At 71.5% G+C, this 24,237-nt stretch carries 21 protein-coding genes and 1 pseudogene; 21 read left to right on the top strand and 1 reads right to left on the bottom strand.

From position 1 onward, the window contains the following. The 5 genes and pseudogenes from MXD60_RS17155 to MXD60_RS17135 form a co-directional block, all read left to right on the top strand. Nucleotides 1–541 (top strand): annotated as a pseudogene (locus tag MXD60_RS17155) (serine/threonine-protein kinase); the annotation flags it as partial. A gap of 55 nt (nucleotides 542–596) precedes the next feature. Next, a complete protein-coding gene (locus MXD60_RS17150) occupies nucleotides 597–1,004 on the top strand; it encodes a hypothetical protein (RefSeq protein ID WP_248820319.1) in 408 nt (135 codons plus the stop codon). A 160-nt stretch (nucleotides 1,005–1,164) separates the two neighbouring features. Then, nucleotides 1,165–2,349: a cyclic dehypoxanthinyl futalosine synthase gene (gene mqnC / locus MXD60_RS17145; RefSeq protein WP_248820318.1), complete on the top strand. Its 1,185-nt coding sequence runs from the start codon at nucleotides 1,165–1,167 to the stop codon at nucleotides 2,347–2,349. Continuing rightward, nucleotides 2,346–3,458, top strand: a complete 1,113-nt coding sequence (gene add, locus MXD60_RS17140) for an adenosine deaminase (RefSeq protein ID WP_248820317.1) — start codon at nucleotides 2,346–2,348, stop codon at nucleotides 3,456–3,458. Before mqnC ends, add begins: the two co-directional genes overlap by 4 nt. Next, a complete protein-coding gene (locus MXD60_RS17135; RefSeq protein ID WP_248820316.1) occupies nucleotides 3,455–4,180 on the top strand; it encodes a demethylmenaquinone methyltransferase in 726 nt (241 codons plus the stop codon). The genes add and MXD60_RS17135 overlap by 4 nt, the downstream gene beginning before the upstream one ends. 24 nt (nucleotides 4,181–4,204) lie before the next feature. Here the strand turns inward: MXD60_RS17135 and MXD60_RS17130 are convergent, their stop codons facing one another. Further along, nucleotides 4,205–4,921 (bottom strand): dienelactone hydrolase family protein, encoded by a 717-nt coding sequence (locus tag MXD60_RS17130; protein WP_248820315.1) that lies wholly within the window; start codon nucleotides 4,919–4,921, stop codon nucleotides 4,205–4,207. Between the two features lie 479 nt (nucleotides 4,922–5,400). Here MXD60_RS17130 and MXD60_RS17125 point away from each other — a divergent pair, with 479 nt between their 5' ends. The 16 genes from MXD60_RS17125 to MXD60_RS17050 form a co-directional block, all read left to right on the top strand. Continuing rightward, the gene (locus MXD60_RS17125) at nucleotides 5,401–6,702 is read left to right on the top strand and encodes a geranylgeranyl reductase family protein (RefSeq protein ID WP_248820314.1); all 1,302 of its coding nucleotides are present in this window, start codon (nucleotides 5,401–5,403) and stop codon (nucleotides 6,700–6,702) included. A 201-nt stretch (nucleotides 6,703–6,903) separates the two neighbouring features. Continuing rightward, nucleotides 6,904–7,266 (top strand): NADH-quinone oxidoreductase subunit A, encoded by a 363-nt coding sequence (locus MXD60_RS17120; RefSeq protein WP_248820313.1) that lies wholly within the window; start codon nucleotides 6,904–6,906, stop codon nucleotides 7,264–7,266. After that, nucleotides 7,257–8,063 (top strand): NuoB/complex I 20 kDa subunit family protein, encoded by an 807-nt coding sequence (locus tag MXD60_RS29980; protein ID WP_368861245.1) that lies wholly within the window; start codon nucleotides 7,257–7,259, stop codon nucleotides 8,061–8,063. Before MXD60_RS17120 ends, MXD60_RS29980 begins: the two co-directional genes overlap by 10 nt. Before the next feature lie 74 nt (nucleotides 8,064–8,137). Beyond that, a complete protein-coding gene (locus MXD60_RS17110) occupies nucleotides 8,138–8,812 on the top strand; it encodes an NADH-quinone oxidoreductase subunit C (protein ID WP_248820321.1) in 675 nt (224 codons plus the stop codon). A 58-nt stretch (nucleotides 8,813–8,870) separates the two neighbouring features. After that, the gene (locus MXD60_RS17105; RefSeq protein WP_248820312.1) at nucleotides 8,871–10,286 is read left to right on the top strand and encodes an NADH-quinone oxidoreductase subunit D; all 1,416 of its coding nucleotides are present in this window, start codon (nucleotides 8,871–8,873) and stop codon (nucleotides 10,284–10,286) included. Continuing rightward, nucleotides 10,286–11,065 carry an NADH-quinone oxidoreductase subunit NuoE gene (gene nuoE, locus MXD60_RS17100; RefSeq protein ID WP_248820311.1) on the top strand — a complete coding sequence of 260 codons (780 nt, stop codon included), beginning with the start codon at nucleotides 10,286–10,288 and terminating at the stop codon, nucleotides 11,063–11,065. Before MXD60_RS17105 ends, nuoE begins: the two co-directional genes overlap by 1 nt. 2 nt (nucleotides 11,066–11,067) lie before the next feature. Beyond that, nucleotides 11,068–12,405, top strand: coding sequence for an NADH-quinone oxidoreductase subunit NuoF (nuoF, locus tag MXD60_RS17095; RefSeq protein WP_248820310.1), 1,338 nt, complete (start codon nucleotides 11,068–11,070; stop codon nucleotides 12,403–12,405). A 5-nt stretch (nucleotides 12,406–12,410) separates the two neighbouring features. Next, nucleotides 12,411–15,107 carry an NADH-quinone oxidoreductase subunit G gene (locus MXD60_RS17090; RefSeq protein ID WP_248820309.1) on the top strand — a complete coding sequence of 899 codons (2,697 nt, stop codon included), beginning with the start codon at nucleotides 12,411–12,413 and terminating at the stop codon, nucleotides 15,105–15,107. Beyond that, nucleotides 15,104–16,519 carry an NADH-quinone oxidoreductase subunit NuoH gene (gene nuoH, locus MXD60_RS17085; protein ID WP_248820308.1) on the top strand — a complete coding sequence of 472 codons (1,416 nt, stop codon included), beginning with the start codon at nucleotides 15,104–15,106 and terminating at the stop codon, nucleotides 16,517–16,519. The genes MXD60_RS17090 and nuoH overlap by 4 nt, the downstream gene beginning before the upstream one ends. 3 nt (nucleotides 16,520–16,522) lie before the next feature. Further along, entirely contained in the window at nucleotides 16,523–17,182 is a 660-nt protein-coding gene (nuoI, locus tag MXD60_RS17080; RefSeq protein WP_248820307.1) for an NADH-quinone oxidoreductase subunit NuoI, read from the top strand. Beyond that, nucleotides 17,179–18,117, top strand: a complete 939-nt coding sequence (locus MXD60_RS17075) for an NADH-quinone oxidoreductase subunit J (protein ID WP_248820306.1) — start codon at nucleotides 17,179–17,181, stop codon at nucleotides 18,115–18,117. Before nuoI ends, MXD60_RS17075 begins: the two co-directional genes overlap by 4 nt. After that, a complete protein-coding gene (gene nuoK / locus MXD60_RS17070) occupies nucleotides 18,114–18,413 on the top strand; it encodes an NADH-quinone oxidoreductase subunit NuoK (protein ID WP_248820305.1) in 300 nt (99 codons plus the stop codon). Before MXD60_RS17075 ends, nuoK begins: the two co-directional genes overlap by 4 nt. Nucleotides 18,414–18,502: 89 nt before the next feature. After that, nucleotides 18,503–20,479, top strand: coding sequence for an NADH-quinone oxidoreductase subunit L (nuoL, locus tag MXD60_RS17065; RefSeq protein ID WP_248820304.1), 1,977 nt, complete (start codon nucleotides 18,503–18,505; stop codon nucleotides 20,477–20,479). 1 nt (nucleotide 20,480) lies between these two features. Continuing rightward, on the top strand, nucleotides 20,481–22,286 hold the full coding sequence (locus tag MXD60_RS17060) for an NADH-quinone oxidoreductase subunit M (protein ID WP_248820303.1): 1,806 nt from the start codon (nucleotides 20,481–20,483) through the stop codon (nucleotides 22,284–22,286). Then, nucleotides 22,283–23,860 carry an NADH-quinone oxidoreductase subunit NuoN gene (gene nuoN, locus MXD60_RS17055; RefSeq protein WP_518468126.1) on the top strand — a complete coding sequence of 526 codons (1,578 nt, stop codon included), beginning with the start codon at nucleotides 22,283–22,285 and terminating at the stop codon, nucleotides 23,858–23,860. The genes MXD60_RS17060 and nuoN overlap by 4 nt, the downstream gene beginning before the upstream one ends. A 7-nt stretch (nucleotides 23,861–23,867) precedes the next feature. After that, on the top strand, nucleotides 23,868–24,237 hold a 370-nt coding region (locus MXD60_RS17050), incomplete at its 3' end, for a polyprenyl synthetase family protein (protein ID WP_248820302.1).

Here is a 24,237-nt window from a genome sequence, read left to right as displayed (position 1 = left end):
CGGGCCCGCCGGCCCGGCCCCGTCGGCCCGGCCGCGCCCGGACGAGCGCCGACAGCCGTATCCGCAGGGCCAGCCGTACCCGCAGCAGGCACAGCCTCGCCCGCAGGGCCAGCCGTATCCGCCGCAGCCCGAGCAGTATCCGCCGCAGGGGCGTCCGTATCCGGCGGGCGGCGAGCGGCCCGCCGAACCCAGGCGGCGGCCGGATGGTGCCGCCGGTGCGCGCCGGGAGCCCGCCCCGCGACAGGTCATCGAGCGCCCGGAACGTCGTGGCCGGGAGGCCGCGCCGTACGACGAGCCGGCGGCCCGACCGCGCCGTCGCCGTCGCCGGCTGCGGATTCCGTTCAAGCGGACGATCATCTTCGTGGTGCTGGTCCTGCTGCTGCTCTCGGCCGCCGACCAGATCGCCTCGATGGTGGACGAGCAGCGCACCCGGTTGTGGGACAAGGCGACGACGTCGGTCAGGAACGACGTAAACGACAATCTGGACAGCTGGTGGAACCAGGCGAAGGACACCTTTAGCGGTTCCTCGAGCGGCGGTTAGCCGAAACGACGCGGCGGCAGGGGTAAACCCCCCGTCGGGTAGGTACACCAACCTCATGGCGAGCATAACCACGAAGATCAACGAATTCCTGCACAGCCCGAAGACCCGCGAGATGGTCGACAAGGCGAAGGCTGCCGCGAACAAGCCGGAGAACCGGGCCAAGATCAAGCAGATGCAGGAGAAGGTGACCAGCCGAACCCGCGGCCACGGCCACGGCCACGGCCACGGCCACGGCCACACCCCAGGTGCCCCGCCGCCGACCGGCACCGGGACCGGGACCACGCGCGAGCCCGGGCCGGAGCACGCGCCCGACACCGACCGCGGGTTCGGCTCGTCGTCCGGCGGCGGCCACCAGCCGGGTGCCGCCCCGCCGGCCGGCGGAACCCCGTCCGCCAGCGGCTACGACCAGGATGTCGCCCCCCGGGTCGACCCGGCTGACCCGGGCGCGCGCCCCGGCTACTGATGCTTCGTGCACCCGTGGTCCGGCCGGGCGGAGCGTCGCCCGGCTGGACGGCCGTCCGGGCCGGCGGCTCGTGTCGGCTGGGTGACCTGCGAGGTCGGTGCGAGGTGGTCTGCGCGCCGACGCGACGCGGCGGGCGGGGCCCAGGTCGTACGATCGCGGGGTGAGCCACGTGGATGCCGGCCCTGTAGTTGCTGACGGCGAGATCCGGGCGGTGCTCGACCGGGCCGCGTCGGGTGGGCGCATCTCGCCCGACGAGGCCCTGCTGCTCTACACCCGGGCGCCCCTGCACGCGCTTGGCAGCGCGGCGGACGCGGTGCGTCGCCGCCGGTACCCGGAGGGCATCGCCACCTACATCATCGACCGCAACATCAACTACACCAACGTCTGCGTCACCGCCTGCCGGTTCTGCGCGTTCTTCCGGCCGCCGAAGCACGCGGAGGGCTGGGTCCGCGACGTCGACGACATCGTCGTGAAGTGTGGTGAGGCGGTCGAGCTCGGGGCCACCCAGATCATGTTGCAGGGCGGGCACCATCCCGACTTCGGCATCGAGTGGTACGAGCGGGTGTTCGCGGCGATCAAGGCGGCGTATCCCCAGCTCGCGCTGCACTCGCTCGGTGCCAGCGAGGTCGTGCACATCGCTCGCACCTCCGGGCTGGCCTTCCCGGAGGTCATCACCCGCCTTCGCGACGCCGGTCTGGACAGCTTCGCCGGCGCCGGCGCGGAGATCCTCACCGAGCGGCCGCGGCACGCCATCGCCCCGCTGAAGGAGCCGGGCCACGTCTGGCTGTCGGTGATGGAGACCGCCCACACCCTCGGCCTGGAGTCGACCGCGACGTTCATGATGGGCACCGGCGAGACGAACGCCGAGCGCATCGAGCACCTGCGGCTGATCCGGGACGTGCAGGACCGGACCGGTGGTTTCCGCTCGTTCATCCCGTGGACCTATCAGCCGGAGAACAACCACCTCGGCGGGCGCACGCAGGCGACCACCCTGGAGTACCTGCGCCTCGTCGCGGTCGCCCGGCTGTTCTTCGACAACATCGCCCACCTGCAGGGCTCGTGGCTCACCACGGGCAAGGAGGTCGGCCAGCTCACCCTGCACATGGGCGCCGACGACCTCGGCTCGGTGATGCTGGAGGAGAACGTCGTGTCCTCGGCCGGGGCCCGCCACCGCACCAACCGTGCCGAGCTGATCTCCCTGATCCGCACCGCCGGGCGCATCCCGGCGCAGCGCGACACCCTCTACCGCCACCTCGTCGTGCACCGTGACCCGGCGCTCGACCCGGTGGACGACCGCGTCGCCTCCCACTTCTCCTCCACGGCCCTGCCGCTCGTCACCAGGTGAGCGAGCCCGCCACCCGCTCGGGGGCCCGGCCGGCAGCGCATCCCACCGGTCCGAAGATCGAGCTGCACGTCCACCTGGAAGGCACCGTGCGGCCGGCGACGCTGCTGGCGATGGCCCGCCGCAACGGCGAGGCGCTGCCGTCGAACACGGTGGAGGGCCTCGCGGAGCTCTACCGTTTCCGCGACTTCAACCACTTCCTGCAGGTCTGGATCATGACGACGAACGTGATGCGGACCGAGGCCGACTTCCGCCAGGTGGTGGTCGAGTACGCCGCCGAGGCGGCCGCGCACGGCGCCGTCTACGTCGAGGGCATCTTCTCGCCGTGGTACAGGGTGCACCGCGGCGTGCGGGTGGAGGAGATCTTCCACGGTTACGCCGACGGCGCGCTCGAGGCCCGGGAACGGTTCGGCGTCGAGGTGCGCCTCACCCCGGACATCGATCGTGTCCTGCCCCCGGAGCAGGCCGCGGAGGTGGCCGGCTGGGCGGCGCGGTTCGCCGACGACGGTGGGATCGTCGGCCTCGGGCTGGGCGGCCCCGAGGTCGGGCATCCGCCCGAGCCGTACGCGCCCGCCTTCGCGCTCGCCGCCGACGCGGGGCTCGCCGCCGTGCCGCACGCGGGCGAGACGGCCGGGCCGGAATCGGTGCGCGGCGCCCTCGACGCGCTCGGCGCCCGGCGGATCCGGCACGGGATCCGCGCGGGGGAGGACCCGGCGCTGGTCCGCCGGCTCGTCGACGAGGGGATCGTTCTCGACGTGTGCCCGGTGTCGAACCTGCGTATCCGGTCGGTGCCCACGCTTACCGCGCATCCGCTGGCCGCGCTGCGCGCCGCCGGGGTGGCCTGCTCGTTGGCCACCGACGACCCGGCGATGTTCGGCACCGACCTGGCCACGGAACACGCCGTCGCCGCCGGGCTCGGTGCCCACGCCCGCGATCTGTACGCCGCCGGCGTCGCGGGAGCGCTGTGCGATGAGGCGACCCGCGCCGAGCTGCGCCGCATCGGCGCGGACACAGACTGGGACGCGGCCGAACGCGCGGCCCATGCCGCCGCGCCTGCCGCCCTCGCCCGTCTCGACGTGACGGCGCTCGACGGTGAGGGGAGCCTGCGGTGAGCCGGGCCGGGCTGGACAAGCGGCCGCGGGAGGTCGCGGCGATGTTCGATGGCGTCGCCGGGCGGTACGACCTGACGAACGCGGTGCTCAGCGGTGGTCTCGACCGCACCTGGCGACAGGCGACGGCGGCGGCCCTGGACCTGCGGGCCGGGGATCGGGTGCTCGACCTCGCGGCGGGTACCGCGACGTCGTCGCGCGCCTTCGCGCAGGCCGGCGCCGACGTCGTGGCCTGCGATTTCTCCCTCGGCATGCTGCGCGCGGGGCAGCGGCGCCTCGCCGAGCAGCCGGCGGCGCCGGCGGGCGCCGGGCGGGTGCTGCTGACCGCCGGGGACGGGCTGAACCTGCCCTTCCCGGACGCGACGTTCGACCGGACCACGATTTCGTTCGGGCTGCGCAACGTCGCCGACACAGACCGTTGTCTCGCCGAGCTGCGCCGGGTGACCCGCCCGGGGGGCACGCTGGTCGTCTGCGAGTTCTCCCGCCCGGTGTGGTCGCCGTGGCGGACGGTCTACCTCGAGTACCTGATGCGGGCGCTGCCGCGGGTGGCCCGCGCGGTCAGCAGCAGCCCCGATTCGTACGTCTACCTCGCCGAGTCGATCCGGGCGTGGCCCGCGCAGGCGGAACTCGCCGACCTGCTGCGCGCCGCCGGCTGGACCCGCGTCACCTGGCGCAACCTCACCGGCGGCGTCGTCGCGCTGCACCGGGCGCACAACCCCGACTGAGCGCGCGGCCCGCCGGGTCCGCGCTCAGTTCGGTACGTGCGAGTCGCACCAGGTCAGGGTGCGTGACCAGGCGTCACGGGCGTCCTCGGGCCGGTAGGTGTCGGGTCGGGAGTCGTCGTAGAAGGAGTGCCCGGCGCCGGGGTACTGGATGATCTCGACCGGCACCGGGGCCTTGGCCGTCGCGGCCCGCAGGGCCTCGATGTCGTCGTCCGTGATGGAGACGTCCTGCTCGCCGTAGAGGCCGAGCCACGGCGTCTGGAGCTGGTCGGCGAGCTCGAGCTGGCTCGGTTCGCCGAATCGGTGGGCCCGGATCCCGCCGCCGTAGAAGGTCACGGCCGCGCCGAACGGTCGGTCGACCGCCGCGTGGAAGGCCGCGGTTCCGCCGACACAGAAACCGACGACCGCACAGCGGTCCAGCGCCGTGCCCTCCTCGGCCAGCACGGCTTCGGCGGCGTCGATGTCGTCGAGCAGCTCGGTGCCGCTCAGGGCCGCGACGATCCGCATCGCCGCGTCGACCTCGCCGCGGTCGAACACCGGCGAGCCCACCCGGTGGAACAGGTCGGGCGCGATCGCTCGCCAGCCGGCGTGGGCGAAACGCGTGCACAGCCGGGCCACCGGCTCGGTCAGTCCGAACGCCTCGTGCAGGACGATGACCCCGCCCCGGACGGGGCCGTCCGGTTCGGCGAGCACAGCGGTCGCCGGTCCGTCGGAGGTGGACAGGATGACGGTCTCTTCGGTCATCGTCTCACTCGATTCGCAGTGCCGTTTTCCGCCCGGCCACCACGGTGATACCCGGCACGAGGGGTGATGTCACCTCATTGCGAGAAGGTGCCAGTGGTGGCTGCCGGCGGGCCGGGCTGGCGGGGCCCTGCGGACGTGCACGGAGGTTTCGGCCGTCACCCTGCCGGACACGGCGCTGGTGGACGCGTGCGACATCTGGTGCAAGATCGGTGGATTATACGCTTCTCGCGGAGTGGTTCCTGGGTCGCGCGAACCGCGCGGGCTTGGGCAAGCCCGAGATTAGTCACTCCTGGTGTCGATAGGGTGCACGGAGTCGACTCGTCAGGTGTTCTCCGCGTCCTGGTTGGTGCGATTGGCCTGCGTAGGGCCTACACTCGCCGAGGGTGCTCGTGAACAATTTCACGAGCGGCCCGAACGGATGATCCGGCTGGGGCGGCACCCGGCCGGGGAACGAGCGGATCCGGAGCGGTTTGGTGACGATGGCGACGGCAGGGACTGACGGCGGCGGTGGGTCGAGGACCGACGCCGATGTCGTCGTGGTCGGTGCCGGGCCTGGTGGCTCCTCGGCCGCGTATCACCTGGCCAGCACCGGGCTGGACGTGTTGCTGATCGAGAAGACGACCTTCCCCCGGGAGAAGGTCTGCGGCGACGGGCTGACCCCGCGGGCGGTCCGCAGCCTCGTCGAGATGGGTATCGACACCTCGGCCGACGCCGGCTGGGCGCGCAACCGGGGGCTGCGCATCGTCGGTGGCGGGGCGCGCCTCGAACTGCCCTGGCCGGATCTCGCCAGCTGGCCGGACTACGGTCTGGTCCGCCCGCGACTCGACTTCGACGACCTGCTTGCCCGGCACGCGGTCAAGGCCGGCGCCCGGTTGCACGAGGGCACGGCGGTCACCGGGCCGCTGCTCGACGAGCGCACCGGCCGGGTCATCGGTGTGCAGGCCCGCACCGGTCCCGACCGGCAGCCGGTCACCTTCCGGGCCCCGCTGGTCGTTGCCGCGGACGGCAACAGCGCGCGGATCGCCCTGTCCATGGGCATTCGCCGCCGGGAGGACCGTCCGCTCGGTGTCGCGGTGCGCCGGTACTACCGCAGCCCGCGCACCCACGACGACTACCTCGAGTCCCACCTGGAGCTGTGGGAGGGGCGGCCAGGCGAAAGCCGGCTGCTGCCCGGCTACGGCTGGATCTTCGGTGTCGGCGACGGTACCTCCAACGTGGGTCTCGGCCTGCTGAACACGACCGACGCCTTCCAGAACACGAACTACCAGGACCTGCTGCGCCGCTGGCTCGCCGCGCTCCCGCCGGAGTGGGGTTTCACCGAGGAGAACGCCACCGGCCCGGTGCGCGGCAGCGCCCTGCCGATGGGTTTCAGCCGCACCCCGCACTACCGCGACGGCGTGCTGCTCGTCGGCGATTCCGGCGGCATGGTGAACCCGTTCAACGGTGAGGGCATCGCGTACGCGCTGGAGTCGGGCCGGCATGCGGCGGAGGTCGCCGTGCAGGCGCTGGCCCGGGCCGAGGGACCGGCCCGAGAACGCGCGCTCGGCCACTACCCGGAAATCATGCGCGCCCGGTACGGCGGTTACTACACCCTCGGACGCTATTTCGTCCAGCTTATCGGAAATCCGACGGTCATGGCGCTCGGGACGAAGTATGGTCTGCCGCGGCCGCTTCTCATGCGCTTCGTTCTCAAGATCATGGCGAATCTCACCGATCCTCGGGGAGGGGATGCGATGGACCGACTTATCAATGCCATGACCCGTCTCGCCCCCGCGGCCTGAGATGTTATCCGGGTCGATCCGGCAGTCTCCCGTACACGCCGGGTCGACGGATCTCGAGAGAGTGAATCCGGTCGTCAGACGGCCATCGATGTGTCCTCCGAACAGGACTTCCGCGGTGGTGTCGAGCCCCCCATAAAGGTGGCGCGGAGCGCCGCCCGTCGTAACGTCCGGTAACACTCTTTCGAAGGGGAGAAGTTCGGCATGCTCTCGAACTACGTGCCGATCCTCGTTCTGCTGGTGATCGCGACACTGTTCGCGGTCGGCTCGGTCGTGGCCGGCATGCTCGTCGGCCCGCGGCGATTCAATCGCGCGAAGATCGACGCCTACGAGTGCGGCATCGAGCCCTCTCCGGCGCCGGCCGGCCCGCAGCGTTTCCCGGTGAAGTACTACAACACCGCGATGCTCTTCATCGTCTTCGACATCGAGATCATCTTTCTGTTCCCGTGGGCGCTCGCGTTCGACAGTCTCGCGGTGTTCGGTCTCGGCGCGATGGCGCTGTTCATGGCCACCATCTTCGTTGCGTACGCCTACGAATGGCGCCGTGGAGGTCTGGAATGGGACTAGAGGAGAAGCTGCCTGGCGGCATCCTGCTCGCCAGCGTCGAGAAGCTCGCCAACTGGTCGCGCCGCTCCTCGCTGTGGCCGGCGACGTTCGGGCTGGCCTGTTGCGCGATCGAGATGATGTCGACCGGCGCCGGCCGTTACGACCTGTCGCGGTTCGGCATGGAGGTCTTCCGGGCCAGCCCCCGGCAGGCCGACCTGATGATCGTCGCCGGCCGGGTGAGCCAGAAGATGGCACCGGTGCTGCGGCAGATCTACGACCAGATGCCCGAGCCCAAGTGGGTGCTGGCGATGGGCGTGTGCGCCAGCAGCGGCGGGATGTTCAACAACTACGCGATCGTGCAGGGCGTGGACCACATCGTCCCGGTCGACATGTACCTGCCCGGCTGCCCGCCGCGGCCGGAGATGCTGATGGACGCGATCCTCAAGTTGCACGAGAAGATCCTCGCCGGCCCGGTCACCGGCAGGACGGCGTACACCGAGCTCGGCGCGGCGCCGTACCCGAAGCCGATCGACGTGGCCAGCGCCCGCGCCGGCCTGCCCGCCGGCGAGCTCGACACCCGCACGCTGTCGGTCAACGACCGCAAGCGGTTCCGCGTGCCGGCGGACGCGCCGGCCACTACCGGACGCGGCGCCATCGAGCCGGTGTTCGACACCCGCCGGCCCGCCGCGATCGCACCCCCGTCGGTGTTCGGCCGGCGCAAGCAGGTCCCGGTCGACGCCAAGCCGCTCGACGAGCGACGGGCGCACGGCGAGGGCCCGAGCACCGACGACCTCGGTGACCGGGAGGCGGACCAGTGAGCGGCGACGCCCAGATCCCCAACGGCGCCCGACCCGACGGCGGCCACGGCGACGACGGCCGGGGAGTCGGCGAGCTGGTCGCCGCCGAGGCCGCGGCGCGCCGGCCCGACCGGCAGCGCGACGCGTTCGGCGCCGGCGGCACCGGCGACACCTCCGGGTTCGGCCGGCTCGTCGCCCCGCTCCCGGTGCTCGCCGACAGCGAGCGCCCGTTCGGCGACGCCGACGCCGACGCCGTCCACGACACGCTCGAACGGGTCTTCCCGCAGTTCGGCGACGCGGTGGAGCGGACCGTCTTCGACCGCGGCGAGCTCACCCTGCACGTGCGGCGCGAGGACCTGCTGGCGCTCTCCCGCACCCTGCGCGACGACCCGGGCCTGCGCTTCGAGTTGTTTTCCTCGCTGTCCGGCGTGGACTACCCCGACGACCTCACCGGCCGCCGGCTGCACTCGGTGGTCCACCTGACCTCGATGACCCACCGCCGCCGGTTGCGGGTGGAGGTCGCCGTCGGCGACGACGACCCGACCATGCCGAGCCTGACCTCGGTGTGGCCGACGGCCGACTGGCACGAGCGCGAGGCCTACGACCTGTTCGGCATCGTCTACACCGGCCATCCGGGGCTGACCCGGATCATGATGCCGGACGACTGGATCGGGCACCCGCAGCGCAAGGACTACCCGCTCGGCGGCATCCCGGTCGAATACAAGGGCGCCACGGTCCCACCGCCGGACGAGCGCCGGAGCTACTCGTGATCCCGCGCCCGGCCGCCACCGGCCGCCCGCAACCCCGAGGCGACATCCGAGGTTCGCTATGACGCCCAGCAGCACGTCAGCCCCGCACCCGTCGGGCCCACACCCGGCGAGTAACGACCAGCACGACGAGTTCGATGCCAACCAGGCACCGGGCGCCCAGCCGTACGAGGCCGGGTACGCCGAGTCGGCCAGCGGCCGCGTCTACACCGTCACCGGTGGCGACTGGGAGGACATCCTCGGCGCCGGCGAGCAGGACGACCAGCGGATCGTCGTCAACATGGGGCCGCAGCACCCCTCCACCCACGGCGTGCTCCGGCTCGTGCTGGAGATCGAGGGCGAGACGGTCATCGAGACCCGGCTCGTCATCGGCTATCTGCACACCGGCATCGAGAAGAGCTGCGAATACCGCAACTGGACCCAGGCCGTCACCTTCCTCACCCGCGCCGACTACCTCTCGCCGCTGTACAACGAGACGGCGTACTGCCTGTCGGTCGAGCGACTGCTCGGCATCACCGACCAGATCCCCGAGCGGGCGACGGTGATCCGGGTGATGGTGATGGAGCTGCAGCGCATCGCCTCCCACCTGGTGTGGCTGGCGACCGGCGGCATGGAGCTCGGCGCGACCACCGCGATGATCTTCGGCTTCCGGGAGCGCGAGAAGGTCCTCGACCTGCTGGAGACCATCACCGGCCTGCGGATGAACCACGCGTACGTCCGCCCCGGCGGGCTCGCCCAGGACCTCCCCGACGGCACCGAGCGGGCGATCCGCGAGTTCCTCGTCGACATGCCGAAGCGGATCAAGGAGTACCACAAGCTGCTGACCGGCCAGCCGATCTGGAAGGCGCGGATGGTCGACGTCAACGTGCTCGACGCGGCCGGCTGCATCGCGCTGGGCGTCACCGGCCCGGTGCTGCGGGCCGCGGGCCTGCCGTGGGACCTGCGCAAGACCATGCCGTACTGCGGCTACGAGACGTACGAGTTCGACGTGCCGACCGCGCTCGAGGCCGACTCCTTCGCGCGCTACCTGGTGCGGCTCGAGGAGATGACCGAGTCCCTGAAGATCGTCGAGCAGTGCCTGGACCGGCTGCGGCCGGGCCCGGTCATGGTCGCGGACAAGAAGATCGCCTGGCCGGCGCAGCTGTCCGTGGGCGCCGACGGCATGGGCAACTCCCTCGACCACATCCGCAAGATCATGGGGACCTCGATGGAGGCCCTCATCCACCACTTCAAGCTCGTCACCGAGGGCTTCCGGGTGCCGCCGGGCCAGGTCTACACGCAGATCGAGTCGCCTCGCGGCGAACTCGGCTACCACGTGGTCAGCGACGGCGGGACCAGACCGTTCCGCGTCCACGTGCGGGATCCAAGCTTCGTGAACCTGCAGGCCGTGCCGGCGCTGACCGAGGGCGGCCAGGTGGCGGACGTCATCGTCGGGGTCGCCTCGGTCGACCCGGTGCTCGGGGGAGTTGACCGCTGATGGCGTTCTCGCCGGAGACCCACGCCGCCGCGGCCGAGATCATCGCCCGCTACCCGGCGGGCCGGTCCCGCTCGGCCCTGCTGCCGCTGCTGCACCTGGTGCAGGCCGAGCAGAACTGCGTGACCACCGAGGGCGTGCAGTTCTGCGCCGAGCAGCTCGGCCTGACCGCGGCCGAGGTCGGCGCCGTCGCGACCTTCTACACGATGTACAAGCGCCGGCCGGTCGGGGACTACCTCGTGTCGGTCTGCACGAACCTGTCCTGCGCGCTGCTCGGCGGGGACGAGGTCTTCGCCCGGGTCGCCGAGCAGCTTGGCGTCGGCCACGACGAGACCACGGCCGACGGCTCGATCACCCTCGAGCACGCCGAATGCCTGGCCGCCTGCGACTACGCGCCGGTGATGACGGTGAACTACGAGTTCTACGACCAGGTCGACCCGGATTCGGCCGAGGCGATCGTCACCGGGCTGCGGGCCGGTGAGCGGCCCGTGCCGACCCGTGGCGGCCCGCTGTGCTCGTTCGCCGAGACGTCCCGCCAGCTCGCCGGTTTCGCCGACCCGCGGCCGGAGGGGGTCGCCGGCCCGGGCGTCGGCGAGCCGTCCGTCGCCGGCCTGCTTCTCGCCGAGGCCGACGGCTGGACCGCGGAGCAGGCCCCGGCGCCCCTGGTGCCGGCGGCCGCGCAGGCCAGCAAGGACGCGCAGGCCGAGGCCGGCGCCTCCGCGCCGGTGCCGGCGCCAGCCGGCGCCTTGGTCACGGGATCGACTGAGCGGAAGGGGAACTGACGATGCCCGTCACCCCGGTCCTCACCCGGCGTTGGAACACCCCGGAGTCGTGGACGATCGACACGTACCGCCGCCTCGACGGCTACGTCGCCGCGCGCACCGCGCTCGCCGGCGACCCCGACGACCTGATCAAACTGATCAAGGACTCCGGCCTGCGTGGCCGCGGCGGCGCGGGCTTCCCCACCGGGATGAAGTGGGGCTTCATCCCGCAGGGCGACGGCAAGCCGCACTACCTCGTCATCAACGCCGACGAGGGCGAGCCCGGCACCTGCAAGGACGCCCCGCTGATGAAGGCCGACCCGCACTCGCTGGTCGAGGGCATCATCATCGCCTCCTACGCGGTGCGGGCCAACCGGGCGTTCGTCTACCTGCGCGGTGAGCTGATCCACGCGGCCCGGCGCATGCGCGCCGCCGTCGCCGAGGCGTACGAGGCCGGCTTCCTCGGCCGCAACATCCTCGGCAGCGGCTTCGACCTCGACCTCGTCGTGCACTCGGGCGCGGGGGCGTACATCTGCGGCGAGGAGACGGCGCTGCTCGACTCGCTGGAGGGGCGCCGCGGCCAGCCACGGCTGCGCCCGCCGTTCCCGGCGACCCACGGGCTCTACGCGTCGCCGACCGTCGTGAACAACGTCGAGACGATCGCCAGCGTCCCGTTCATCGTCAACCACGGGGTGGACTGGTTCCGCTCGATGGGCCGGGAACGCTCCCCGGGGCCGAAGATCTACAGCCTGTCCGGGCACGTGACCAGGCCGGGCCAGTACGAGGCCCCGATGGGCACGACGCTGCGGGAGCTGCTGGAGCTGGCGGGCGGCGTGCGCGGCGGGCGGAAGCTGAAGGCGTGGACCCCGGGCGGCTCGTCCACCCCGATGCTCACCGCCGACCACCTCGACGCCCCGCTCGACTTCGAGGGCATGCAGGAGGCCGGCTCGCTGCTCGGCACCGCGGCGCTCATGATCATGGATGAGACGACCGACATGCTCAAGGTCGTCCGCCGCCTCACCCAGTTCTACGCGCACGAGTCGTGCGGCAAGTGCACCCCGTGCCGCGAGGGCACGAGCTGGATGGTGCAGATCCTCTCCCGCATCGAGCGGGGCCAGGGCGACGCCGAGGACGTGGACACCCTCGTCGACGCCTGCGACAACATCTTCGGCCGGGCGTTCTGCGCGCTGGCCGACGGGGCCACCTCCCCGATCGTGTCAGGGATCAAGTACTTCCGGGACGAGTTCATCCCGGTGAGCGCCGTGACCACGAAGCCGGAGTCCTCGAAGACCACCCCTGACGGCGCTGCGGCCGGCGATGACGCGGCCGCGGCACCGGGTGCCTACGCGGGAGCGCACTGACAACCATGACCGCCCCAGCCCGAACCACCCCGCCCACGCCCGAGCCGGCCGCGCCGGCCGCCCCCGACCAGGTCAGCCTCACCATCGACGGGCTGTCCGTCAGTGTCCCCAAGGGCACACTGATCATCCGGGCGGCCGAGCTGCTCGGCATCGAGATCCCGCGGTTCTGCGACCATCCGCTGCTCGACCCCGTCGGCGCCTGCCGCCAGTGCATCGTCGAGGTGGAGGGCCAGCGCAAGCCGGTCGCCGCCTGCACGACGACGGTGGCCGCCGACATGGTGGTCGGGACGCAGCTCACCTCGCCGGTGGCCCGCAAGGCGCAGGCCGGCAACATCGAGTTCCTGCTGCTGAACCATCCGCTCGACTGCCCGATCTGCGACAAGGGCGGCGAGTGCCCGCTGCAGAACCAGTCGATGGCCAACGGCGGCGCGGTCTCCCGGTTCAAGGAGACCAAGCGGGCCTACCCGAAGCCGATCGCGATCTCCACCGAGGTCCTGCTCGACCGGGAACGCTGCGTGCTGTGCGCCCGCTGCACCCGGTTCTCCGCGCAGATCGCTGGCGACCCGTTCATCGAGCTGTTCGAGCGCGGCGCCGCCGAGCAGGTCGCGGTCAGCGACGGGCAGCCGTTCTCCTCCTACTTCTCCGGCAACACCGTGCAGATCTGCCCGGTCGGCGCGCTGACCAGCGCCGCCTACCGGTTCCGGGCCCGGCCGTTCGACCTGGTCTCCACGCCGACGGCCTGCGAGCACTGCGCGTCGGGGTGCAGCCTGCGCACCGACCACCGGCGCGGGAGGGTGATGCGCCGCCTCGCCGGCGACGACCCGGCGGTCAACGAGGAGTGGAACTGCGACAAGGGCCGCTTCGCGTTCACCTACGCCCGCGCCGCCGACCGGCTCACCACCCCGCTGATCCGCGACGACGACAGCGGCCAGCTCGTCGAGGCGACCTGGTCCGAGGCGTTGGAGTACGCCGCCCGGGGGCTGGCGGAATGCCGTGACCGCAACGGCGTCGGTGTGCTCGCCGGCGGCCGGCTGACCCGCGAGGACGCCTACGCCCACGGCAAGTTCGCCCGGGTCGCGCTCGGCACGAACGACATCGACTTCCGCTCCCGGCCGCACTCCGCCGAGGAGGAACAGTTCCTCGGCCACGCGGTCGCCGGGCGCGGCATCGGCGTCACCTACGCCGACCTGGAGGCGGCGCCCGCGGTGCTGCTCGTCGCGTTCGAGCCGGAGGAGGAGTCGCCGATCGTCTTCCTGCGGCTGCGCAAGGCCGCCGACAAGCATGCCGCCGCCGTGCACGCCCTCGCCCCGCTGGTCACCCGCGGACTCGCGAAACTCGGCGGGACGCTGGTGAGCACCGAGCCGGGCGGCGAACCCGCAGTCCTCGACGCGCTGGCCACCATCGGCACCGCGGAGTCCGACTCCGACCCGCTCGCCGCGACCGCCCGCGCCGTGCGGGAACCGGGCGCGGTGATCCTCGTGGGGGAGCGGGCCGGGGAGATCCCCGGCGCGCTGTCGGCGGTGCTGCGCCTCGCCCAGGCCAGCGGTGCCGCGCTCGCCTGGGTGCCGCGCCGAGCCGGGGACCGTGGCGGCGTGTCGGCCGGCCTGCTGCCCTCACTGCTGCCGGGCGGGCGGCCCGTCGCCGACGCGGCGGCCCGCGCCGAGGTCGAGGCGCTGTGGGGCCGCAAGCTGCTCGGCGCGCCCGGCCGGGACACCGCCGGCATCCTCGCGGCCGCTGCCGCCGGCCGCCTCGACGCCATCCTCGTCGCCGGAGTGGACGCCGAGGACCTGCCGAACCCGGCCGCCGCGCTGGCCGCGCTGGCCCGGGTGCCGTTCTGCGTGTCGCTGGAGATCCGCCGCTCGGCGATCGCCGAGGTCGCGGACGTGGTCCTGCCGGTGGCACCGGTGGCGGAGAAGGCCGGCGCGTTCGTCGACTGGGAGGGGCGGCTGCGCCCGTTCCAGCGGGCCCTGGAGACGGCGGCACTGCCCGACGTCCGGGTGCTGCACCTGCTCGCCGCGGAGATGGGCGTCGACCTGGCGCTGCCCGACACCGGCGCGGCGGCCCGGGAACTCGCCGCCCTCGGTCGGGCCGGCGCCGCGGTCACCCGGGTGCCCGCGCCCACCGAGCCGGCCGCGCCGGCCGCCGTCCCCGGCGCGGGGGAGGCGATCCTCGCCACCTGGCACCAGCTCGTCGACGACGGCGCGCTGCTGGCCGACGAGCCGTACCTGGCCGGCACGGGCCGTCCGCCGGTGGTGCGCCTGTCCGCCGCGACGGCCGTCGAGATCGGGGCCCGGGCGGGCGAGCCGGTCCGGGTCTCCAGCGGCCGCGGATCGATCACCCTGCCGTGCGAGATCGCGGTGATGCCGGACCGGGTGGTCTGGGTGCCCACGCACTCGCCGCGCTCGCACGTGCGTCGGTTCCTCGCCGAGCGGGCCGGCGTCGTCGTGCGGATCGCGGCCAGTGGCATGCCACGCCCCGCGGCCGACGACACGTTCCCCGTCGACGAGCGGGGCGGCACCGCGCTCGGCGCCGACGTCACCGCCGCCCGCGACGCGACCGTGCGGATCGAGACGCGCGAAACGGGCGCCGCGGAACCGCCGGGGAACGCAGCTCCACCGGGGAACGCAGCTCCACCGGTAGCCGCGCCGCCGGTCCAGCCGGCGCCGAGCGCGAACGGCAACGCGGCGGGAGGCCGGCTGTGAACCTCACCGCCTCGGCCATCGTCGCCGCGCCGGTCGACCCGGACCTGTCGAGGTTCGGTCACGACCCGTTCTGGCTGATCCTGCTCAAGGCCGTCGCGGTCTTCGCCTTCCTGCTGCTGATGACGCTGTTCGCGATCGTGTTCGAGCGCAAGGTCGTCGCCCGGATGCAGCAGCGGATCGGACCGAACCGGCACGGACCGAAGGGCTGGCTGCAGAGCCTCGCCGACGGCGTCAAGCTGATGCTCAAGGAAGACCTGGTCCCGGCCCTGGCTGACAAGCCGGTCTTCATCCTCGCGCCGATCGTCTCCGCGGTCCCGGCGTTCATCGCGTTCGCGGTGATCCCGTTCGGGCCCGAAGTGTCGATCTTTGGGCACCACACCACGCTCCAGCTCGCCGACCTGCCGGTCAGCGTGCTGTACATGCTTGCCGCGGCCTCCCTCGGGGTGTACGGACTGATCCTGTCCGGCTGGTCGAGCGGGTCGACCTACCCGTTGCTCGGCTCGCTGCGCTCGGCGGCCCAGATCATCTCCTACGAGGTGGCGATGGGCCTGTCGTTCGTCGCGGTGTTCATGTACGCCGGGACGCTGTCGACGTCGGGCATCGTGGAGAGCCAGTCCGGTCGCTGGTACATCGCGCTGCTGCCGTCGTTCGTCCTCTACGCCATCTCGATGGTCGGCGAGACGAACCGGACGCCGTTCGACCTGCCCGAGGCCGAGGGCGAGCTGGTCGGCGGATTCCACACCGAGTACAGCTCGATCAAGTTCGCGTTCTTCTTTCTCGCCGAGTACATCAACATGGTCACCGTGTCGGCGATCGCGACCACCCTGTTCCTCGGCGGCTGGCAGCCGCCGCCGATCCCGGGGCTGTCCGGGCTCGACCACGGCTGGGTGCCGCTGATCTGGTTCGTGCTGAAGCTGCTGCTGTTCCTGTTCTTCTTCATCTGGCTGCGCGGGACGCTGCCCCGGCTGCGCTACGACCAGTTCATGTCCTTCGGCTGGAAGGTGCTGATCCCGGTCGGGCTGGTCTGGGTGCTGGTCATCGCGACCTTCCGCGCCTACCAGAAGGACGTGGACGACCGCACGCCGTGGCTGATCGGCATCGGCGTGGTCATCGCGGTGCTGGTCATCGTCGCGCTCGTCGATCCCGGTGGCGCGAAGCACCAGCGGGAGGCGGAGGAGGCCGAGCGCCGCAAACTCGCCGACGCGCCGAGCCTCGAACGCATCCCGTGGCCGCCCGCGAACACCAACGGGGCGGGCAACCGCCCGGCGGTCCCCGCGGGTGCTGTCCTGCCCGCGGACACCGCCCGTCCCGCGGACACCGCCCGTCCCGCGGACACCGCCCGTCCCGCGGACACCGCCCGTCCCGAGGACACCGCCGTCCCCGCGGACGCATCCGCGCGCCAGGAGGGCTGAGAAATGGGCCTGTTCGACCCGTACAAGGGCTTCGGCGTCACCTTCTCGACGATGTTCAAGAAGCCGACGACCGAGCAGTACCCGGAGTACAAGAAGGAGACAGCACCGCGCTTCCACGGCCGCCACCAGCTCAACCGGCATCCCGACGGGCTGGAGAAGTGCGTCGGCTGCGAGCTGTGCGCGTGGGCGTGCCCCGCGGACGCCATCTACGTCGAGGGCGCCGACAACACCGAGACCGAGCGGTTCTCGCCCGGCGAGCGATACGGCAGCGTCTACCAGATCAACTACCTGCGCTGCATCCTGTGCGGGCTGTGCATCGAGGCCTGCCCGACCCGGGCGCTGACGATGTCGAACGACTACGAGCTCGCCGACGACAGCCGGCGGGATCTGATCTTCACCAAGGAACAGCTGCTCGCGCCGCTGGCCGAGGGCATGGAGGCGCCGCCGCACCCGATGCGGCTCGGCGAGAGCGAGACGGACTACTACGTGCGTGACCCGGACGCGCCGTTCCCCTGGCAGGTCGCCTCGACCGAGTCCGGCGGGACACCGACGGCGGACGCGGACCAGCAGGCCGAGGACGTCATCGCCCGGCGGACCGCCGGCGAGCACTCCCGGGCGGACGAGGTGCCCGCGCACGGTACCGGTACGGAGCGGCCGCGATGACGCACGAAACCCTGCTCACCGCGGCTGGCGCGATCACCAGCACGTCCACCGGCGAGGCGGTGACGTTCTGGATCCTCGCGCCGGTGGCGGTGCTGACCGCGCTCGGCATGGTGCTGGTCCGCAGCGCCGTGCACTCGGCGCTGCTGCTGGTCGCGAACCTGTTCTGCGTCGCGGTGTTCTACATGATCCAGCAGGCGCCGTTCCTCGGCTTCGTGCAGATCATCGTCTACGCCGGCGCGATCATGGTGTTGTTCCTGTTCGTGCTGATGCTGGTCGGCGTCGACTCGTCCGACTCGCTGGTGGAGACCATCCGCGGACAGCGGCTCGGCGCTGCGATCTTCGGCCTCGGTTTCGCCGGGCTGCTGGTCTTCCCGATCGGCTCGGCGATCAACGACGGCAGCGCCAAGGGGCTGGACACGGCGAACACCGGCGGCAACGTCCAGGCGATCGGCCGGTTGCTGTTCAGCCAGTACGTGTTCGTCTTCGAGGCGATCTCGGCGCTGCTCGTGGTCGCCGCGATCGGGACGATGGTGCTCGGCCACCGCGAACGGGAAGGCGGCCGGATCACCCAGCGGGACTGGATGCAGCGTCGCTTCGCAGAAGGCGCGCAGGTCACCCCGCTACCAGGACCCGGCGTGTTCGCTCAGCACGACTCGGCCAACACCCTCGGCCTGCTGCCCGGCGGCGGCCACGCCTCCGGCATCGGCGGCACCCCCGCAGCCGGCCCGCCCGGTGGTCCGGCCGGCAGTGGTCCGGCCGGCGGTGGTCCCGTCGACGGCGGCCCGGACCGGCCCGGCGAAACCGGGCCGGGTGCGCCTCCGGCGGCATCGGGCGGCGACGGCGATGACACCGACGGCGGTAGCCGGCCCGGCTCCGACCCGGCCGACGCGAACGACTCGGCGCTCGCCGGCGCGGGCAAGGGAGAGGACCGATGAACCCGGCGAACTACCTCATCCTGGCGGCGCTGCTGTTCACCATCGGCACCGTCGGCGTGCTGGTGCGGCGCAACGCGATCGTCGTGTTCATGTCGATCGAGCTCATGCTCAACGCCTCGAATCTGACCCTGGTCACCTTCTCCCGCATCCACGGCACCCTCGACGGCCAGATCATGGCGTTCTTCGTGATGGTCGTCGCTGCGGCCGAGGTCGTGATCGGCCTGGCCATCATCCTCAGCATCTTCCGCACCCGTCGCTCGGCGTCGGTGGACGACGTGAACCTGCTGAAGTACTGACCCCGACGACCAAGGGCCAGTCCGCACGGAAGAACGGACGAGACCGCAGTGACGCATAATCGCCAGCGACGCGGCGTGGCGAGGTCGCGATGAGCGCAGACACGCTGACCGTCGCCGCCGGAACCGGCGCCCATCCGCTCCACTACGCCGCCGCCTCCGGGGTGTTCTCCCTGTCGTGGCTGCTCATCGTGCTACCGCTGGCCGGTGCCGCGGTGCTGCTGATCGGCGGCCGGCGCACCGACAAGTTCGGCCATGTGATCGGTACGGCGGCCGCCGCCGCCAGCTTCGTCGTCGGCGTGGTGCTGTTCGCCGCGTTGCTCGGCCGCGACGGCGACAACCGGGCGATCTCGCAGCATCTGTACTCGTGGATCCCGGTCAACGGCTTCCAGGTGGACGTCGGCCTGCTCGTCGACCAGCTCTCGATCGTCTTCGTGTTGCTGATCACCGGCGTGGGAACGCTGATCCACATCTACTCGATCGGCTACATGGCGCACGACCCGGCCAGGCGGAAGTTCTTCGGCTACATGAACCTCTTCCTGGCCTCGATGCTGCTGCTCGTCCTGGGCAACAACTTCCTGTCGCTCTACGCCGGCTGGGAACTGGTCGGCCTGTCGTCGTACCTGCTCATCAAGTTCTGGGAGGACCGGCCGGCGGCGGCCACCGCGGCGAACAAGGCCTTCTACATGAACCGGGTCGGCGACGTGGGACTCGCACTCGCGATCATGTTCATGTTCGCCACCGTCGGTTCGACCGGCTTCGCCGACGTGTTCGGCGCGGCGGCCGGCGGGGTCATCGGCTACGGCACGATCACCGCGATCGCGCTGCTGCTGCTGCTCGGCGCCTGCGGGAAGTCCGGCCAGTTCCCGCTGCAGGCGTGGCTGCCGGACGCGATGGAGGGCCCGACCCCGATCTCCGCGCTGATCCACGCGGCGACCATGGTCACCGCCGGCGTCTACCTGATCGTCCGGTCCGCGCCGATCTTCAACGAGACGCAGGCCGCCCGCACCGTCGTCGTCATCATCGGCGCGATCACGATCCTGCTGGGCTGCGTCATCGGCTGCGCCTACGACGACATCAAGAAGGTGCTGGCCTACTCGACGGTCAGCCAGATCGGCTACATGTTCCTGGCGGTGGGCCTCGGCCCCGCCGGCTACGCGCTGGGCATCATGCACCTGCTCGCCCACGGGTTCTTCAAGGCCGGCCTGTTCCTCGGCGCCGGCTCGGTGATCCACGCCATGGACGACGACCAGGACATGCGCCACTACGGCGGGCTGTGGCGGTACATGCCGGTCACCTGGGCCACGTTCGGCCTTGGCTACCTGGCCATCATCGGCTTCCCCGGGCTGTCGGGATTCTTCACCAAGGACCGCATCATCGAGACCGCCTTCGACAAGGGCGGCACCTCGGGCTACCTGCTCGGATCGATCGCGCTGCTCGGCGCCGGCATCACCGCCTTCTACATGACCCGGCTGTTCCTGATGACCTTCCATGGCACGAAGCGCTGGTCGTCGGAGGGCGCCGAGGCCCACCACCCCCACGAGGCGCCGGTGTCGATGACCGGGCCGATGATCGTCCTGGCGTTCGGCTCGGTGTTCGCCGGCGGGCTGTTCGTCCTCGGCCACTCGCTGCAGGACTGGCTCGAACCCGTAGCCGGCGAGGGCGAGGGCGTGCACACGTTCTCGCCGCTCGTGCTGACCCTGCTCACCCTGGTGGTGACCATCGGCGGGTTCGGCGCGGCCTACCTGCGCTACCAGCTCCGGCCGGTCGCAGTGCAGGCCCCGACGGACAGCGAGGTCACCCTCGTCACGGTCGCCGCCCGGCACGACCTGTTCGCGAACACCTTCAACGAGACCGTTGCCATGCGGCCCGGCCAGTTCCTGACCCGCTTCCTGGTCTGGCTGGACCTCGTCGGCGTCGACGGGCTCGTGCGGGGCAGCGCCGCCGGCATCGGCGGACTGTCCGGGCGGATGCGCCGCCTGCAGACCGGCTTCGTCCGGTCCTATGCACTGTCGATGTTGGGAGGTGCCGTCCTCGTGGTCGGCGCACTGCTGCTGGTGAGGGGCTGACGTGAACACAGTCCCCTGGTTGACGATCATGCTGCTCGTCCCCGCCGTCGGCGCGGTCGTCGTCGGCTTCCTGCCGCGGCGCAGGGCGACCCTGGCCAAGCAGCTCACCCTGGCGATCACCCTCGTGGTCCTGGTGCTCGCCGTGCTCGCGACCGTCGCCTACGAGCCGAAGCGGGCCGGTTTCCAGTTCGCCCAGCACCACAGCTGGATCTCCACGTTCGGCATCTCGTACTCGGTCGGCGCCGACGGCATCTCGCTCGTGCTGATGCTGCTCGCCGCGGTGCTGCTGCCCGTCGTCGTGCTGTCGTCCTGGGACGAGGTCGACGGCCCTGAGCCCGGCGGTGACGGCCTCGCCGCCCCGGCCGGTGGTGGCCGGGGCGGCGCAACGCCCGCCGGCCCTGCCGGCGGTGTTGGAGCCGGCGGCGGTGTTGCAACCGGCGGCGTTGCGACTGGCGGCGTTGCAACCGGCGGCGTCGAGGGTGGCGGTGGCGGGACAGCGGTGCTGGTGGCGGCGCCGCCCGCGCCGCCCGCGGTCGGGCTCGGCGAGCCTGTCCCCGCCCGCGGGACCGAGGCGCGCGGCCAGCGTTCGGTGCCGGCGTTCTTCGCGCTGCTGCTCGCGCTCGAAACCGGGATGATCGGCGTGTTCGCGGCGACCGACGTGTTCCTGTTCTACGTGTTCTTCGAGGCCATGCTGATCCCGATGTACTTCCTCATCGGCAGCTACGGCCCGGTGAAGGAGCAGGCGCAGCGGTCCTACGCGGCGGTGAAGTTCCTCGTCTACAGCCTGCTCGGTGGGCTGCTCATGCTCGCCGCGGTGATCGGCCTGTACGTCGTGTCCGCGCAGCACCTCGCGCACGGCACGTTCGACTTCGCCACGCTGCGCCAGCTGGAGATCACCCCCGGGGTGCAGAAGCTGCTGTTCCTCGGGTTCTTCGTGGCGTTCGCGATCAAGGCGCCGCTGTTCCCGTTCCACACCTGGCTGCCCGACGCCGGTGCCCAGGCACCGACCGGCGCCGCGGTGCTGCTGGTCGGCGTGCTGGACAAGGTCGGCACCTTCGGCCTGATCCGGTACTGCATCCCGCTGTTCCCGGACGCCGCCGACTACTTCGCGCCGATGGTGCTGGCGCTGGCGGTCATCGGCATCTTCTACGGGGCGCTGCTGGCGATCGGGCAACGAGATATGAAACGGCTCGTCTCGTACACCTCGCTGGCCCACTTCGGCTTCATCGCGCTGGGCACGTTCGCCTTCACCAGCCAGGCCGGCACCGGGGCGGTCCTCTACATGGTCAACCACGGGCTGTCGACGGGGCTGCTGTTCCTGGTCGTCGGCTTCCTGGTGGCGCGGCGCGGCACCCGCGACGTCGCCGCCTACGGCGGACTGGCGAAGATCACGCCGATACTGGCCGGGGTGTTCCTCATCGCCGGGCTGTCGTCGCTGGCGCTGCCCGGCACGAACAGCTTCGTCAGCGAGTTCCTCGTGCTGGTGGGCACGTTCACGGTGAACAAGGCGCTGGCGATCGTGGCGACCACCGGCATCGTCCTCGCCGCGATCTACATCCTGTACCTGTACCAGCGGACGATGACCGGGCCGGTGACGCATGAGGAGAACCGGGCGCTGCTCGATCTCAGCGTGCGGGAGAAGATCGTGGTGGCGCCGATGGTCGCGCTCATCATCGGGCTCGGGGTCTACCCGAAACCGATCATCGACATCATCCGGCCCTCGGTGACGGCGACGTTCGCCGACATCGGCAAGCATGATCCGGCGCCGACCCATCCGGCGGCCGCCCAGCCCGGAGGCCACTCGTGATCGTCGCGGACAACCACCTGCTGCTCGCGGAGACGCAGAAAATCACCCCGCCGTCGATCGAGTACTCCTCGCTCAGTCCGCTACTGATCGTGTTCGCGGTGGCGCTGGTCGGGGTGCTCGTCGACGCGTTCGCCACCCGCTCGACCCGGCGGGTGATCCAGCCGATCCTGGCCGGCGCCGGGTTCGTCGGCGCGCTGGTGGCCGTGGCCGTGCTGCACGGGCGGCACGCGGTGCTGGCCTCCGGAGCGGTCGCGATCGACGCGCCGACGCTGTTCATGCAGGGCACGATCCTGGTGTTCGCGCTGCTGTCGGTGCTGCTGGTGGCCGAGCGCCGGCTCGACTCCTCCGGCGGCGCGATCGTCGCCTCCGCGGCGGTGACGCCGGGGTCGAAGGGATCCACCGCGGCGCGTACCTCCGAGGACGTGCAGACCGAGGCCTACCCGCTGATGGTCTTCTCGGTGACCGGCATGATGTTGTTCGTCGCCTCGAACAACCTGCTCGTCATGTTCGTGGCGCTGGAGATCCTGTCGCTGCCGCTGTACCTGCTCGCCGGGCTCGCGCGGCGCCGTCGCCTGCTGTCGCAGGAAGCGGCGATGAAGTACTTCCTGCTCGGTGCCTTCTCCTCGGCCTTCTTCATCTACGGTGTCGCGTTCGCCTACGGGTTCGCCGGCAGCGTCGAGATGGGGAAGGTCGCCGACGCGGTCGGCACCACCGGGAAGAACGACATCTACCTGTACCTCGCCGTCGCGCTGATCGGCGTCGGCCTGTTCTTCAAGATCGGCGCCGCGCCGTTCCATTCGTGGACGCCCGACGTGTACCAGGGCTCGCCGACGCCGGTGACGGCGTTCATGGCCGCCGGGACGAAGGTCGCCGCGTTCGGCGCCCTGCTGCGCGTCTTCTACGTCGCCTTCGGCGGTCTGCGCTGGGACTGGCGGCCGGTGCTCTGGGGCGTCGCGATCCTCACCATGGTCGTCGGCGCCGTGCTCGCACTGACCCAGCGCGACATCAAGCGCATGCTGGCCTACTCGGCGATCGCCCACGCCGGCTTCCTGCTGGTGGGCGTCGCCGCAAGCAACACGGACGGCCTGCGCGGCTCGATGTTCTACCTGGTGACCTACGGCTTCACCACGATCGCCGCGTTCGCGGTGATCTCGCTGGTCCGCACGGGCGACGGCGAGGCGAGCGACCTGTCGCAGTGGCGGGGGCTCGGCCGCACCTCACCGTTGCTCGCCGGAACGTTCTCGTTCCTGCTGCTGGCGTTGGCCGGCATTCCACTCACGAGCGGGTTCACCGGGAAGTTCGCCGTGTTCCAGGCGGCGATCGAGGGGGACGCGACCCCGCTGGTGATCGTCGCGCTGGTGTGCAGCGCGATCGCCGCGTTCTTCTACGTGCGGGTCATCGTGCTGATGTTCTTCTCCGAGCCGCTCACGGAGGGACCGGTCGTGGTCACTCGACCCACTCTGACCTTCGCGACGGCGGGCATCGGTGCGGCGGCGACGCTGGTCCTGGGAGTAGCGCCACAGCCTCTTCTGGACCTGGCGAACACCGCCGCCTCGTCTGGCTTCGTACGCTGACGGTGGTATGAGCGCTATCGGGCTGGACGTCGTGGGGATCAGGACAGATCCTGATCTGGAAAAAGCCGTGCGAGATGGACTGGGTCAGGTGGAGGAACTGCTGCGCGCCTCGGTGCGCAGCGAGTTCGCCTTCGTCACCGAGACCTCGCGCCATCTTGTCGACGCGGGGGGCAAGCGTTTCCGCCCGATCGTCGTCCTGCTGTCGGCGCAGTTCGCCGATCCGCATGCCGCCGGGGTGGTGCCGGCGGCCGTCGCGATCGAACTCACCCATCTGTCGACGCTGTATCACGACGATGTGATGGACGAGGCGCGGCGGCGCCGGGGGGCCGCGGGCGCCCCCGCCCCGGGGGCGCCCCCCGGGGCCCGCCGCCCCCGCG

The sequence above is a fragment of the Frankia sp. AgB32 genome (genome assembly GCF_023243045.1).
Lineage (GTDB): Bacteria > Actinomycetota > Actinomycetes > Frankiales > Frankiaceae > Frankia.
Note: the sequence above shows the minus strand (reverse complement) of the source record. Positions and strands in the feature narration are given on the sequence as shown.